The sequence below is a fragment of the Candidatus Eisenbacteria bacterium genome (genome assembly GCA_016867495.1).
In the GTDB taxonomy this organism is placed as follows: Bacteria; Eisenbacteria; RBG-16-71-46; order CAIMUX01; family VGJL01; genus VGJL01.
Map to the genome: position 1 here is coordinate 1 of VGJL01000059.1, position 14,328 is coordinate 14,328.

General features: G+C 66.4%; 12 protein-coding genes. 8 read left to right on the forward strand and 4 right to left on the reverse strand.

The window, feature by feature from the left end:
• The first annotated feature begins 197 nt into the window (after window positions 1-197).
• Window positions 198-677 (forward strand): bacterioferritin, encoded by a 480-nt coding sequence (gene bfr / locus FJY88_07275; GenBank protein MBM3287136.1) that lies wholly within the window; start codon window positions 198-200, stop codon window positions 675-677.
• A gap of 201 nt (window positions 678-878) precedes the next feature.
• Here bfr and FJY88_07280 read toward each other — a convergent pair whose 3' ends face one another.
• On the reverse strand, window positions 879-1,217 hold the full coding sequence (locus tag FJY88_07280; GenBank protein ID MBM3287137.1) for a YceI family protein: 339 nt from the start codon (window positions 1,215-1,217) through the stop codon (window positions 879-881).
• 65 nt (window positions 1,218-1,282) lie between these two features.
• Window positions 1,283-2,233: an NmrA/HSCARG family protein gene (locus FJY88_07285; GenBank protein ID MBM3287138.1), complete on the reverse strand. Its 951-nt coding sequence runs from the start codon at window positions 2,231-2,233 to the stop codon at window positions 1,283-1,285.
• 346 nt (window positions 2,234-2,579) lie between these two features.
• On the opposite strand from FJY88_07285, the gene FJY88_07290 reads away from it, so the two are divergent.
• From FJY88_07290 to FJY88_07305, 4 genes are read left to right on the forward strand one after another with little or no spacing between them, the layout of a single operon-like run.
• Window positions 2,580-3,038 (forward strand): archease, encoded by a 459-nt coding sequence (locus FJY88_07290; GenBank protein MBM3287139.1) that lies wholly within the window; start codon window positions 2,580-2,582, stop codon window positions 3,036-3,038.
• 33 nt (window positions 3,039-3,071) lie between these two features.
• Window positions 3,072-4,520 (forward strand): RtcB family protein, encoded by a 1,449-nt coding sequence (locus tag FJY88_07295; protein ID MBM3287140.1) that lies wholly within the window; start codon window positions 3,072-3,074, stop codon window positions 4,518-4,520.
• A gap of 34 nt (window positions 4,521-4,554) precedes the next feature.
• Window positions 4,555-6,483 (forward strand): ABC transporter ATP-binding protein, encoded by a 1,929-nt coding sequence (locus tag FJY88_07300; GenBank protein ID MBM3287141.1) that lies wholly within the window; start codon window positions 4,555-4,557, stop codon window positions 6,481-6,483.
• Window positions 6,455-7,603 carry a glycosyltransferase gene (locus FJY88_07305; GenBank protein MBM3287142.1) on the forward strand — a complete coding sequence of 383 codons (1,149 nt, stop codon included), beginning with the start codon at window positions 6,455-6,457 and terminating at the stop codon, window positions 7,601-7,603. Before FJY88_07300 ends, FJY88_07305 begins: the two co-directional genes overlap by 29 nt.
• Before the next feature lie 15 nt (window positions 7,604-7,618).
• Here the strand turns inward: FJY88_07305 and FJY88_07310 are convergent, their stop codons facing one another.
• Together FJY88_07310 and FJY88_07315 are read right to left on the reverse strand one after the other, a co-directional pair.
• Window positions 7,619-8,668 carry a glycosyltransferase family 9 protein gene (locus FJY88_07310; GenBank protein MBM3287143.1) on the reverse strand — a complete coding sequence of 350 codons (1,050 nt, stop codon included), beginning with the start codon at window positions 8,666-8,668 and terminating at the stop codon, window positions 7,619-7,621.
• A complete protein-coding gene (locus FJY88_07315; GenBank protein ID MBM3287144.1) occupies window positions 8,658-9,902 on the reverse strand; it encodes an O-antigen ligase family protein in 1,245 nt (414 codons plus the stop codon). The genes FJY88_07310 and FJY88_07315 overlap by 11 nt, the downstream gene beginning before the upstream one ends.
• A gap of 238 nt (window positions 9,903-10,140) precedes the next feature.
• On the opposite strand from FJY88_07315, the gene FJY88_07320 reads away from it, so the two are divergent.
• The 3 genes from FJY88_07320 to FJY88_07330 all read left to right on the forward strand — a co-directional run.
• Window positions 10,141-11,412 (forward strand): tyrosine--tRNA ligase, encoded by a 1,272-nt coding sequence (locus tag FJY88_07320; GenBank protein MBM3287145.1) that lies wholly within the window; start codon window positions 10,141-10,143, stop codon window positions 11,410-11,412.
• A 57-nt stretch (window positions 11,413-11,469) separates the two neighbouring features.
• On the forward strand, window positions 11,470-13,185 hold the full coding sequence (gene ade / locus FJY88_07325) for an adenine deaminase (protein ID MBM3287146.1): 1,716 nt from the start codon (window positions 11,470-11,472) through the stop codon (window positions 13,183-13,185).
• Window positions 13,186-13,192: 7 nt separating this feature from the next.
• Window positions 13,193-14,328: xanthine dehydrogenase family protein (locus FJY88_07330; GenBank protein MBM3287147.1), on the forward strand; the 1,136-nt coding region annotated here is incomplete at its 3' end.

Genomic DNA, 14,328 nt, shown 5'->3' on the forward strand with positions numbered 1-14,328 from the left:
CGCCGCCACGACGTGCCTCCCTGCCGGAGGAGTCCGGCACCCCTTTTTTAGGGTAGCGCAGGCCGGGCCGCGCCACAACCGGACGGGTCTTCTCCCACCGAGTCCGCTCGGGTAGACATGCGGGGACCGAAGTGCCGGGATCTCCTGTGGCGCTCTTGGACCATGGCCAAACCGAAGGGGAGGAGCAGGAAGAGATCATGAAGGGCGATCCGAAAGTCATCAAGTTGCTCAACGAGGCTCTGACGGCGGAGCTGACCGCGATCAACCAGTACTTTCTCCACGCCGAGCTGTGCGAGAACTACGGCTACGAGATTCTCTACAAGGCGATCCGTACGGAATCGATCGACGAGATGAAGCACGCCGACTGGCTCATCGAGAGGATTCTTTTTCTCGATGGGATGCCCAATATGAGCCGCTACTTCGAGATCAAGATCGGCAGTACGGTCGATGCGATGTTCGCGAACGACCTCAAGCTCGAGAAGGACGCGATCGTCCGCCTCAACAAGGGAATCGCCCTCTGCGCCCAGGTCGGGGACAACGGATCCCGCGATCTGCTCCAGAAGATCCTGGGCGACGAGGAGAGGCATCTCGACTTCATCGAGACCCAACTCTCCCTCATCGAGCAGATCGGCATGGCGAACTACCTGAGCCAGCAGGTGGGGGCGGAGAAGGAGTAGGCTGGCTCCGGGGTCACCCCCGGGCCGAGCTGATGCGCCTTGTAGGCGTCGCCGCTTCCGTCAAGCCGGCCCGGCGGTTTCGATGGACCCCGGCCTGTCTCCTCGCCCCGCGCCGCGAACGCGAACATAGCGGGGCGAGGAGACAGGTCGGGGTCCCATGATCGGATCCGCGATCAGATCCGAGGAGATCGACTCCCCTAACTACTGCTGAACTCCCTCGATCATCAGGTCGATCATCACCTCGTCGCCCAGGACGAGCCCGCCCGCATCGAGCGTCTTGTTCCAGCTCACGCCGAAGTCCTTTCGGTTCAGCTTTCCCGTAGCGTGGAAACCGCCGCGGGTCTTGCCGTCCATGCCCGGACCGAAGCCCAGCAGATCGACAGTCAGCGTGACCGGCTTCGTCACGCCGCGCATAGTGAGATCTCCCAGAACCTCGAGACGGCCATCGGCGAGCTTCCCGACCTTCGTGCTCTTGAAGACGAGCTTCGGATGGGTCTCCGCGTCGAAGAAGTCGCCGGCGCGGAGGTGATTGTCCCTCATCTCATTGTCCGTAGAGAATGCGTCGAACCATTGGAACTGCTCCTTTCTGGAATGTCGTCAGAGTCCTACTCCACGGGAATGCCGCCCTTGTTCTGGGCGAGCCAGGCATCGAACGTCCTGAGCGATGGATTCAGGGCGCGGGGCAGATCGAGCTTCCGCGCGCCGCAGAAGACCTCGTTGAAGTCCCTCTTGAACTGGAACATGTTGCCGAGATCCTCGGCTCCGGGGAACCCCAGGCTCCGGTAGACATCGGGCGACATGTCGGCGTAGCGAACCTCCTGCCCCAAGGCCTGTGTGAGCGACGCCGCCATCTCCGCCCCACTCAGGTGCGCGCCGGCGATGCCGACCGTCCGGCCGACGAACTCGGCGCCCCGCTTGAAGAGCGCATAGGCGCACTTGCCGATGTCCTCGGTGGCGATCCCGGGCAGCTTCTTGTCGCCCATCGGCAGGGTCAGGACGAGCTTCCCGTCCGGACCGCGCTTCGGACCCATCCCGAACTGGATGAAGTTCTCCCAGTAGAACGAGGTCAGCAGGAAAGTCGTGGGGACGCCCATGTCCGCGAAGAACCGATTGGCCTCCCCCTTGGCGTCGAAGTGGGGAACCTTGTACTTGCCCATGAGCGTGGGCATCCGATCGTCCTCGAGCGGAACCCACCGTCGCGTGTCCTCGAGAGTCGACCAGACGACGTGCTTGAGGCCGGCATGCTTCGCGGCCTCCGCCATCGCCTTCACCTGGGCCATCTCCCTCTCGGGAGAGAAATGCTCCCAGAAGAAGGTGACGCAATAGGCGCCGTAGGCTCCCGCGAAGGCCCTCTTCAGGCTGTCGATGTCATCTACGTCGGCGGCGACGACCTCGGCTCCGAGACGGGCCAACTCCTTCGCCTTCGCCGAGTTCACATCCCGTGTAAGGGCGCGGGCGGCGAACCCGCTGTTCGGATCGGCCTGGATGGCGCGCACCAGGCTGCCGCCCTGCGCGCCGGTCGCGCCGACAACCGCTATGATCTTCTTCTCTGCCATGTTCGATTCTCCCTTCTGATGGACCCGCGGGCCGCCATCCGATGGCGCTTGAACCCTCCGTCCGAAGTTCGGCCTCGGCCTTGAGCAACCGTGTATGGAACACCAAACTTGACCAGAAAGTCCAGTAAACTGCCTAGTTTGAAGAGCCTGTTCCTGGGGTGGCCCCAAGGGCCAAACTATCTCGTATGATATTGTGCATCAATCAGTTGCTGGCTTAGTCAATCAGCAGAGTCGATGATGGCGCGCGTTGTCTTGCATTAGACTTCCTAATTCGTCCTCGCGACGGCTTGCATGCGGCTCGATCGGCTTGACCGCGGCGCGGCTCCGAGAGGATCCTCGCCTCGCGATGAATTCGAGCGCATCCAGGGACCGGCCCCGCGGCTTCGAGCCGGTGGACCACACGGCGGACATCGGACTCCGCGCCTGGGGGCCCACGCTGGAGGATCTCTTCGCGCAGGCGGCAATTGGGATGACCAATCTTCTGGTCGATTCCGGGCGGATCCGCCAGCGAGAGGAGAGGCGCGTGGCGGTCCCCGCCGGCGATCTCGAGGAGGTCCTCGTGGGCTGGCTCCAGGAGATCCTCTATCTCCACGAGGTCGGCCGCTTCGTCGCGTCGGAGTTCCGTGTGGCGCGGGCGGGTTCCGATGGGGTGGAGGCGACTCTTCTTGGGGAGCCGATCGATCGCGAGCGGCACGCCCCGAGGATGGACATCAAGGCCGCGACCTACCACGATCTGAGGATCGAGCGGACGCGGGGAGCCGACGGCTGCGAGAGGTTCGAGACGGTCATCATCTTCGATGTCTGAGCGCCCGGTCTCTTCGAGAGGAGCTTTGTAGGGATGAAGGACGGCGGATCGATAGAGCTTCGAAAGGTCAGCGACACCCTCTTCGAGATCCCGAGGAGCGGCGGGATGCGCGTCGCTGGGCGCATCTACGCCGACGAGAAGCTACTGAGCGAGATCGAGGGGGAGGGCGGCCTCGCGCAGGTTCGAAACGTCGCCCACCTCCCGGGGATCGTGGGCTACTCCCTGGCCATGCCCGATGTCCACTGGGGCTACGGATTCCCGATCGGCGGAGTGGCGGCCACCGACCCGGAGCAGGGCGGCGTCGTCTCGCCGGGAGGGGTCGGATACGACATCAACTGCGGTATCCGCCTCTGCCCGACGCGCCTCACGGTGGACGAGGTCCGGCCGAGGATCGACAAGCTCGTCGCCCGGCTCTTCTCCAACATCCCATGCGGGGTCGGTTCGGAGGGGGCGATCCCCAGCGTGTCGAAGAAGGAGCTTCAGGCCGTGATGCGCCTCGGGGCGCGATGGGCGATCGAGAAGGGATACGGCGATCCCGGCCAGACGAAGAACATCGAAGATGACGGGCGCATCGAGGGCGCCGACCCGGACGCGGTCAGCGAGCGCGCCGTGGAGCGCGGTCTGGAGCAGATCGGGACGCTCGGATCGGGCAATCACTTCGCCGAGATCGATGTCGTGGATCGGATCTTCAATCCCGAGGTCGCCCGCTCCTTCGGGATCGAGGAGAACCAGATCGCCATTCTGATCCATACGGGGTCGAGGGGATTCGGCTATCAGATCTGCGACGACTACCTGAGGACCCTGGGCCGGGCCATGCAGAAGCACGGCATCCAGCTCCCCGATCGCCAGCTCGCCTGCGCTCCCGTCGCCTCGGAGGAGGGGCGCGCCTATCTGGCGGCGATGGCATGCGCGGCCAACTTCGCCTGGGCCAATCGCCAGACGATCCAGCACCTCGCGGAGAAAGCGCTGATCGATGGGATGGGCCGATCCCGCGGGGACATCGGCCTGCGCCTCCTCTATGATGTATCCCACAATGTCGCGAAGATCGAGTGGCATGAGGTCGAGGGGAAGCTGCGCCGGCTCTGCGTGCATCGGAAGGGGGCCACGCGCGCCCATCTTCCGCGCGGACAGGAGGGACGCTGGCCGCACGGGCAGCCGGTGATCATCCCGGGCGACATGGGGACCGAGAGCTACATTTGCGTCGGCACCGAGAGATCCCTCGGGGAGACGTTCGGGAGCACCTGCCACGGGGCGGGCCGCGTCCTCAGCCGGACCGCGGCGAGGGCGCGATTCGGCAAGCGCGACCTCGTCCGTGAGCTGGCGGACGGGGGGATCACGGTGATGGCCAAGGGAAGGGGCACACTGGCGGAGGAGATGACGGGCGCCTACAAGAATGTCGAGCGCGTCGTCGACGTGATGGATCGCGCCGGCATCAGCCGGAAGGTCGCCCGGCTGCGTCCCCTGGGCGTCATCAAGGGATAGGGCGCCGGGCGTTTCGGCGCCCGCGAGGAGCGGTTTGGAAGAGACGGCCTCCAGCGCGGCGGGATCGAAGGCGGGCGAATCCTCCTCAGGGCGGCCGCCCGCTCAAGGAGATCTCGCGCTCTACCTGAGGATCCTCTCCTTCCTCCGCCCGTACGGCCGCTCCATCGCCCTGATCCTCGTCTTCAACGTCTTCTTCGTCGTCTTCAACGCCCTCTCCGTCTGGCTGGTCGCCCCCTTCATCAACACGCTCTTCCGCGCGGCCTCGCCGTCCGCGGGCGCCCCCGCCGCGGCGCTCGACGATCCGTCCGCTTCCTTCGGCCTCATGAACCTCAATGCGTGGCTCAAGGATCGGACTGAGGAGCTGATCCGGCACGACAGCCCGTTCGAGACGTTGAAGCTCCTCTGCCTTCTGATCTTCGCGGCCTTCCTGCTCAAGAACTTCTTCGCCTTCGCGGAGGCCTACACCGTGAGCTTCGTCGAGCAGAAGGTGATCAAGGACCTGCGGGAGCGGGTCCATGACCACATGATCCGTCTTCCCCTCGGGTTCTTCGCGAAGTACCCGAGCGGCAATCTCATGTCCCGGGTCATCAACGACGTCAACTCGCTGAACGTCGCGCTGAACCGGAGCTTCACAAAGGTCATCCGCGACCCGATCGTGATCATCGTCTTCGTCGTGCTCCTCTTCAGCATAAGCTGGCAACTCACGCTTCTCGCCCTCGTCGTCATTCCCCTGAGCGGAATCCTGATCCAGAGGATCGGGCAGAGCCTCAAGAGAAAGAGCCGGCGGGTCCAGGAGCGGATCGCGGAGATGACTTCGGTCCTGCAGGAGAGCATCACGGGCGTGCGGGTCGTGAAGGCCTTCTCGATGGAGCCTTACACGGCGGCGAAGTTCGGCGGGAAGGTCTCGGATCACTTCCGCGCGGTCTTAAAGCAGGTGCGGCTGCACCGCCTCTCCTCGCCCCTCTCGGAGACGCTCGGCGTGGGGATCCTCGTCTGCGTCCTCTGGGCGGGAGGCCGCCTCGTCCTGCGGGGCGAACTGCTCGATCCGGAGGACTTCATCCGCTTCCTCGTGATCCTCTTCTCGGTCATGCAGCCGATCAAGAGTCTCGCGGAGCTCAACAACAACGTGCAGATCGCCCTCGCTTCGGGGGCAAGGGTCTTCGAGATCATCGACACGCCGGTCACCATCGCCGACCGGCCCGGCGCCGTCGAGAAGCGAGGCTTCGAGCGCGGGATCGCATACGAGAATGTCTCTTTCCGCTACGAGCCGGACGATCCACTCGTCCTCGATGGAATCAACCTCGAAATCCGCAAGAACCAGCGGGTCGCCCTCGTCGGAAGCAGCGGCGCGGGAAAGACCACCCTTGTGCACCTCTTGCCGCGTTTCTACGACGTGCACGGCGGACGGGTCTTGATCGATGGAGTGGACGTCCGCGATCTGAAGCTCAAGAGCCTGCGCGACCTGATGGGGATCGTGGGCCAGGACGTCATCCTCTTCAACGACACGGTGGCGAGCAACATCGCGTGCGGGGCCGCGGTCCCGGACGCCGAGCTTCTCGAGCGGTCGGCCCGGCTGGCCAACGCGCACGACTTCATCTCCAGGCTCCCCGCGGGGTACGAGACGCTGATCGGCGAGCGGGGGATGCGCCTCTCGGGCGGCGAGCGGCAGAGGCTCTCGATCGCGCGCGCTCTCTTCAAGGACCCGCCGGTCCTCGTCTTCGACGAGGCGACCTCCTCGCTCGACTCCGAGTCGGAGAGCCTGATCCAGGAGGCGATCGAGAATCTGATGAAGGACAGAACCGTCCTCATCATCGCCCATCGGCTCTCCTCCGTCATCCGCGCCGACAAGATCGTCGTTCTCGACGAGGGGAGGATCGTCGACGAGGGCCCGCATCAAGAGCTCCTCGCGCGCTGCGGCCGCTACCGGCAGTTCTATGAGCTGCAGCTTCTCGAGACCGAGTGACCGCGGCCGCTCAGGCATGAACATCCTCTTCCTGAACAGCATCGGCGCGGGCGTCTGGGGAGGGGGCGAGAAGTGGATGCTCACCGCCGCCCTCGGCCTTCGCGCCCGGGATCACGCGATCCTCTTCTGCGGGCGGCCGGGATCGACGCTCCTGCGCCGCTGTGCCGAGGCGCGGATCGAGACCGTCCCGCTCGCGATCCGCGGGGACTTCGATCCCGTGACGATCTGGCGGCTGCGCGGAATCCTGACAAGGGCCCGGATCGATGTCGTCATCGCGAACTTCAACAAAGACGTCCGGCTGGCGGGCCTGGCCGCGCGGCTCGGCACATCGGCGATCGTGATCGCGCGAAACGGCCTCCCCATCGTCCCGAACAGCGGGCGACATCGTCTCATCTACCGGCATCTCGTCTCGGGAATCATCACGAACACAGCCGCCATCAAGGGGCGCTACCTCGCCTACGGCTGGATGGACGAGGCGTTCATCACGGTCATCCACAACGGGATCGACGCCGCGCAACCGATCCGCTTCGGACGGACCGAGACGCTTGAGCGGCACTCCATCCCGGAAGGACGGCCGATCGTCGGGATCTTCGGCCGCCTCGTCGGGCAGAAGCAGCACGACCGCTTCCTCGACGCGGCGGCGGCAATCGCGGTGGCGATCCCCGACGCGGTCTTCCTGATCGTGGGCGACGGCCCGTTGCGCGCGGAACTCGCGCGGCGCGTCGACCGGCTCGGGCTCGCCGACAATGTCCGCTTCCTGGGATTCCATCGCGATGTCATGCCCCTCTTGTCGATCTGCGATCTGGTCCTCTTGACGTCGAAGAAGGAAGGGCTGCCCAACGCGGTGCAGGAGGCGATGCTCGCCGGCCGCGCAGTCGTCGCCTTCGACGTGGGCGGCGTCCGGGATCTCATCCCGGACGGCCGCTACGGCATCGTGGTGCCGCTCGATGATGTCGGCGCCATGGCCAGTGAGGCGATCGGCTTGCTGCGCTCCCCCGCGCGGCGCGAGGCTCTAGGATCGGCTGCGCGAGAGAGGATCGCGACCGAGTTCTCTCTGGACGGAATGATCGCGAGGCTCGAAGCGGAGCTCAGGGGCAGGATGGAGTCCAGACCTCGATGAGTCCGCCCCGCGATGTCATCCGCCGAGGACGCTGATCGTCTCCTCCGCGACACGCTCCATCTCGAGGATTCCCCCCCGCGCATCGATGAAGCGATCGCGCGGACCCAGCGGGCGGTAGCGTTCCGCGTCCGAAGTCTGGAAGAGGGCGAGGGTCGGCACGCCGAGCGCCGAGGCGAAGTGCATGGGCCCGCTGTCCGGGGCCACGACGCAGGAGCATCGCTCGAAGGCCTGGCCGATCCGCACGATGGGCGCAGGCGGAACGAGCGCGAGCCCCCGCCCCTTGAGGCGAGCGAATCTCTGCTCCACATCCGGCTCCCTCGGCCCCCTGAAGATCCAGGGATGGCACCCGGCGTCGAGCAGCCGGGCCGCGAGGTCGACGAAGCGATCGAGCGGCCATCGCTTCGCGCCCCTTCCCCCGACAAACAGACCGACGATCCGGCCGCCGCTTCCCGGCAGCGCGTCGAGGGCAGCCGACCAGGCAGCATCCGGCTCCGGGAGCTTCAGCGAGAGAGGCCATTCCTCGAGGGCCGGCGGCTCGACTCCGAGGAGCACCGCCGCGAGGATGAGCGGGTCCCGCCCGGCGTGGCCTGCCTCGGAGAAAGTGACCGCCTCGCTCAGGTAGGCGGCAGCCAGCGGATTGCCGAAGCCGATCCTCCTGGGGGCGCGCGTGGCGCTCGCGTAGAGGGCGCTGCTGAAAGAGAAGGTGTCGCGGTTGCTGCACTCGATCGCCGCGTCGTAGTCCATCGCGCCGATCCTGTCGAGATCGCGGAAGAAGACCGGAAAGAGGCGCTTCTGCCTCTCCTTGTCGACAACAATCAGCCGGTCGATCCTCCGGTCGGCCTCGAAGATCGACGCGAAGGTCTTGCTCAGGAGCAGTTCGATGCGGAGATCGGGACGAACGCCGCGCAGCCAGCTGAGGGCCGGTGTGAGGAGAATCAGATTCCCCAGCCGGTCGTCGACGCGGACGAGCAGGATCCGCCTGGGAGGACGCTCGCCGGCGCGAGGCGGAAAGAGGACCGGCGCGAGGCGGATGAGCCCCTTCTTTAGCGCGCGCTCAACCTTCATCGCGCACCTCGCGCGCGATCGCCGCGGTGGCCGCCATCGTGAACCAGACCAGCGTCCCCACTTCCTCGTCCGTGAGGAAGCACTGTCCGAGTCCTCCGACTAGGACCGCGATCGCGACCAGCATGCCCGCGGTGAGAAGGGGCCGCCTCGGGTCGCTTTCCGGGAGCCTCCCGCGAACGGAGCCGACCCACCGAAAGAACCGGATCCAAAAGAAGGCGAAGGCCGCCAGGCCGACGATCCCCGCGTTCACCATGATGTTGAGGATGTCGTTGTGGGGATGGGCGGTGGACAGATAGGCGCCGGGCACTCTGTAGTGCGGAAACTGCGTTCGGAAGGTCCCCAGGCCCGATCCGATGATCGGGTGGTCGAGCCAGATGCGCACGGAGGTCGCCCAGAGACGCATCCTCGGATCGTCTCCGAAATCGCCGACCGCCTGGATCCGCTGGCGTACGGCCGGGACGGCGAGAAGTCCGACGATCACAAAGAGGCCGAGCGCGAGCGCCGCCCAGCGCCCTCTCCCCCTGCGAAGAAGAGCCGCGGCCGCGATCGCGGCGAGGAAACCCGCCCATGCCGTGCGCGCGAAGCTCGCCGCGATGCCGGCGATCTGGAGCAGCAGGACGCCCGCGCGAAGGAGGCGTCTCCGCGGCGGGGCCGCGCCGAATAGAAGGGCCATGGCGATCGTCCCGGTGATCAGGACGTGCCCCCCGTATGTGAGATGGTGGCCGAAGAACCCCGTGGCGATGTGAAGGCCTCCGATCGGCTCGAGAAGCCGGCTCCGCACGAGATCCCGCCCCGCGAGGATCTGCCAGAACGCGTAGGCGCACGCGAGGCAGGAGCTGATCATCAAGATTCCCAGGGCGCGCCTCGCGATGCGCGAATCTCGGATGGCCTGGAGAAAGACCGGGAAGAAGAGGAGGATCCACTCCCCCCGCAGTCTACGCAGGCTGTGCCCGCTGTCGGTCGAGAAGAGGACGGATGCGATCTGCGCCCCGGCGAAGAGGAGCCAGGGAAGATCGAGCGGGGTCCGGCGAAACCGGACTCTACCCGACGCGTAGGCGAGGAGGAGCCCGATCAGCGACAGCCCCCAGCCGACCTGGTAGGCGACGATGGAGACGGGCGAGAAGGCGGCGAACAGGCAGGCCCCGGCGGCCGCGGTCGCGAGGCCGATCCGGCCCGCGTCCGCCCGCCGCCCGCCATCCCGCGCGGGATCCGTCATTGCCGTCGCACGCGCCATCGGGGGATCATCCGCGGCCAGAATAGAGCGGATGCCCCTGTCGGGCAACAATGAGCGGCCTCGCAAGCACGGGCGAAGACCCGCGCGGGCCCGCGCGCGGAAGAGTGTTTGACCCGGGGCTCGGACGCATGGGAAACTCAATGACCACGCTCATCTAACCGATGGTCTTTCGAGGGCCGAGACCGCTCGTCGGGCTCGGTGACCAGGGCAAGGGAACAGCGTCCGGCAGGGGTCAACAATGATGCCGATTGGCGAACAGATCGCGATTCTCATGCGGGGGACGCTCTTCGCCGACGAGGTGGAAGGGGCGGACGCCGCCGCGAGATCGGTCGAAGTGGGGGCAGAGGGACGCTCCCTCCGCGAGCAGATGACGCTCGAGCTGCGGGAACGGCTGAAGGAGGGCTGCCCGTTGCGGGTCTACCTGGGCGTCGATCCGACCTCCACCAACCTCCACGTCGGCCACTTCGTCCCGGTTCAGAAGCTGCGGCAGTTCCAGGAGCTGGGCCATCAGGTCGTCTTCCTCATCGGGGACTACACCGCGACCATCGGCGATCCTTCGGATCAGGCGATGGAGAGGAAGCGGTTCACGCACGAGGAGGCTCTCGCGCTCGGACGGTCCTACGCGCAGCAGGCCTTCCGCCTCCTCGATCCCGACCGCACGGAGATCCGCTACAACGGCGAGTGGCTGGCCAAGCTCACATTCGCCGACATCATCAACCTGGCCGCCCTCTTTCCACTCAAGTGGATCGTCAGCCGCCGGGACTTCCGCGATCGCATGGAGCGGGGAGAGTCGCTCCGCCTGCACGAGACGCTCTATGCGCTCATGCAGGGGTATGACGCCTATGCGCTCGCGTGCGACGTGCAGGTGGGCGGATACGACCAGCACTTCAATCTCCTGGCGGGACGCTGGATCCAGGAGCGACAGGGACAGCGGCCGCACGTCATGCTGACCCTTCCGCTCCTGATGGGCACCGACGGACGGAAGATGTCGAAGTCCTACGGCAACGCGATCCAGATCAACGACGCGCCGGAGGAGATGTACGGCAAGACGATGCGGATCGCCGACGAGTTCATCGCCGATTTCCTCGACCTGGCGACCGCGATGAAGCCGGCGGAGATCGACGCCGCGAAGGCCCGCCTCGCGACCAAGGGAACCAATCCGATGGACGTGAAGAAGGACCTGGCGGCTCATCTCGTCGCCATCTACCACGGGGCGGAGGCCGCCGCGAAGGCCGCGGAGCACTTCCGCCAGGTCGTGCAGGAGAAGTCGGCGCCCGACGCGATCGAGGAAGTGCATCTGCCTCCGGGAGCGGCCGAGGGAACGCCTTGGGTGGACATCCTCGTCGCCCTCAAGCTCGCGTCGAGCAAGAGCGAGCTGCGGCGGCTCATCCAGCAGGGCGGCTTCTACATCGATCAGCAGCCGGTCCGCGATCCTTCAGCGGCCTGGGACGGCGGCGAAGAGACGCTGATCCGGCTCGGAAAGAGGCGCTACTTCCGGATCCTGCGCTAGGCGTCCGGGGCGCGCCCGGGGAAGGGGGTCAGGATCAAAACCGAAGCCGATCTCGCGATCCGCGAGGGGCTGAAGCGGATCATCCGCGTCGCCCGCGGCCTGGAGCCGGCGGACCTCGTCCTCAAGAACGCCAGGATCATCAACGTCTTCTCGGGCGACATCCATCCGGGGACCGTGGCGGTCGCCGGGGACAAGGTCGTCGGGATCGGCGACTATCGCGGGAAGCGGGAGGTCGACCTCTCCGGCGCCTACCTAGCCCCCGGCTTCGTCGAGGGGCACATCCACATCGAGAGCTCGATGCTCGCCCCCGCCGAGTTCGCGCGGGCCGTGATTCCGCACGGGACCACGACGGTGATCGCCGATCCCCACGAGCTGGCCAATGTCCTGGGGCTCGAAGGGATCAACTACATGATCGAGCAGTCCCTCGGCCTGCCGATGACGATCTACTTCATGATCCCCTCCTGCGTCCCCTCGAGTCCGCTCGAGACGTCGGGCGCGGCCCTGTCCGCCCGGGAGATCCACTACTTCGTCAACGAGGAGAATGTCCTTGGCCTGGGCGAGGTGATGAACTGGCCCTCGGTGCTCGACGGCGAGCAGGCGACCCTCGACAAGCTTCTCGCCACGGAAGGGAAGAGGATTGACGGGCATTGCCCGGGACTGCGCGGAAAGGATCTGAACGCCTACATCCTCGCCGGGATGAAATCGGATCACGAGAGCGTCTCCGTCGAGGAGGCGCGCGAGAAGCTCCGCCTCGGGATGCACGTGATGGTCCGCGAAGGATCGACTGCCAGGAACCTCGAGACCCTCGCCCCGCTCGTCCGCGAGCTGTCGCACGTCCGGATGAGCCTCATCACCGATGACAAGCACCCCGTGGAGCTCGCCGACGAGGGGCACATCGATTGCCTCCTGCGCCGCGCGGTTGCGTGCGGAATCGATCCCATCACCGCCATCCAGATGGTCACGCTGAATCCGGCGAAGTACTTCGGGACCAGCCACATCGGGGGGATCGCCCCGCGCTACTACGCCGACTTCGCCGTCCTTGAGGATCTGAAGGGCTTCAGGGTGACCCAGGTCTATCACAGAGGAAGGCTCGTGGCCGGGAACGGCCGGATGCTGGCGGAGATCCCGGCCGCTCCGGCGACGCCGCTGCGCGCCAGCATGAACGTGAACTGGGCCGCCTGGAAGGGGCTCGGCATCCCGGCCGAGGCCAAGAGGGTTCATGCGATCGTCTATCAGCCCGGCCAGCTCACGACCGGCAGGACTCTTCTCGAGATCGACGTCCGCGACGGCATGGCCGTCGCCAATCCCCAGCGCGACATCGCCAAGCTCGCCGTGGTCGAGAGGCACAGGGCGACCGGGAACGTCGGCCTGGGCTTCATCGCCGGCTTCGGGCTCAAGAGAGGCGCCATCGCTTCTTCCGTCGCCCACGACGCGCACAATATCATCTGCCTCGGAGTCGACGACGCCGATATGGAGCTTGCCATTCGGACGATCAGCGACCTCGAGGGAGGCGTCCTGATCGCGATCGATGGGGAGGTCCGCGCCTCCCTCCCGCTGCCGATCGGCGGACTGATGTCCGACCGGCCGCTGGACGAAGTCAGGGCGATGATGTCCAACCTCCTCGACGCCGCGCGGGAGACCGGCTGCACGAATCCGGATCCCTTCACCGCGCTCTCGTTCCTCGCCCTGCCGGTCATCCCCTCCCTCAAGCTGACCGATCTCGGCCTCGCCGACGTGGAGGGGTTCCGGCACCTGCCTCTCTTCGAGCAATAGGGCGGCCATGGAATCGCCGATGCGCGCGCAGGGCTCGGAGATCGTGGGATCCTCCCCCGCGCGCGTCGATGCCGGGGACAAGGTCTCGGGGCGCGCCCTCTTCGTGGATGACATCGAGACTCCGGGGGGATGGTTCGGCGGGACGGTCCGGTCCGAGGCGCCGAGAGGCAAGATCAGGGCGATCTCTCTCGATCCCGCCTTCGACTGGTCTTGCGCGGTCGTCGTCACCGCCGGCGACCTTCCCGGACCGAATGTCGTCTCGATGATCAAGGACGATCATCGCATCCTCGCCGCCGGAGATGTCCGCTTCGTCGGAGAGCCTGTCGCCCTCGCCGCGGCGCCCGACCGGGAGACGCTCGCCGCGGCGCTGCGCGCGATCCATGTCGAGATCGATCCGCTCCCCCCCGTGCTGACCATGGAAGAAGCCCTGCGCGGCGATCGGATCATCTGGGGCGATGACAACGTCATCGCCGAGTACGGCATCCGAGACGGGAATCCCGCCGAGCGGATGAGGGAAGCCGACCTCGTCATCGAGGGCGTCTACAGAACGGGACATCAGGAGCATCTCTACATCGAGCCGAACGGGATGATCGCGATGCCGCGCCCCGACGGAGGAGTCGAGACGATCGGCTCGCTGCAGTGCCCCTACTACGTCCACAACGCCCTCGCGATGGCTCTGGGGATCGCGCCGGAGAGCCTGATCGTTCGACAGGCGGCCACGGGCGGGGCGTTCGGCGGCAAGGAGGACTTCCCCTCCGTCCTCGCGCTCCACGCCTCCCTCCTCGCGCTCCGGGCCGGACGTCCGGTCCGGATGATCTACGAGCGCTCGGAGGACATCCGCTGCACGACGAAAAGGCACCCGTCGCTCATCCGGCACAGGACCGGCGTCCGCCGCGACGGGACGATCGCCGCGGCCGAGATCGACATCGTCCTCGACGGCGGAGCCTACGCGACGCTGAGCCCGGTCGTTCTCTCGCGTTCGATTCTCCACGCCGCAGGGGCCTACAGGATCGCCGACATCTCGATCCGGGGCAGGGCCGTGGCGACGAACACGCCTCCCAACGGCGCCTTCCGGGGCTTTGGCGCGCCGCAGAGCCTCTTCGCCATCGAGCGGCAGATCGACCGCATCGCCGCGAGGCTCGG

Coding starts and splice junctions, on each gene's coding strand:
- bfr (MBM3287136.1), top strand. CDS start 198: ATGAAGGGCGATCCGAAAGTCATCAAGTTGCTCAACGAGGCTCTGACG.
- FJY88_07280 (MBM3287137.1), bottom strand. CDS start 1,217: ATGAGGGACAATCACCTCCGCGCCGGCGACTTCTTCGACGCGGAGACC.
- FJY88_07285 (MBM3287138.1), bottom strand. CDS start 2,233: ATGGCAGAGAAGAAGATCATAGCGGTTGTCGGCGCGACCGGCGCGCAG.
- FJY88_07290 (MBM3287139.1), top strand. CDS start 2,580: ATGAATTCGAGCGCATCCAGGGACCGGCCCCGCGGCTTCGAGCCGGTG.
- FJY88_07295 (MBM3287140.1), top strand. CDS start 3,072: ATGAAGGACGGCGGATCGATAGAGCTTCGAAAGGTCAGCGACACCCTC.
- FJY88_07305 (MBM3287142.1), top strand. CDS start 6,455: ATGAGCTGCAGCTTCTCGAGACCGAGTGACCGCGGCCGCTCAGGCATG.
- FJY88_07310 (MBM3287143.1), bottom strand. CDS start 8,668: ATGAAGGTTGAGCGCGCGCTAAAGAAGGGGCTCATCCGCCTCGCGCCG.
- FJY88_07315 (MBM3287144.1), bottom strand. CDS start 9,902: ATGGCGCGTGCGACGGCAATGACGGATCCCGCGCGGGATGGCGGGCGG.
- FJY88_07320 (MBM3287145.1), top strand. CDS start 10,141: ATGATGCCGATTGGCGAACAGATCGCGATTCTCATGCGGGGGACGCTC.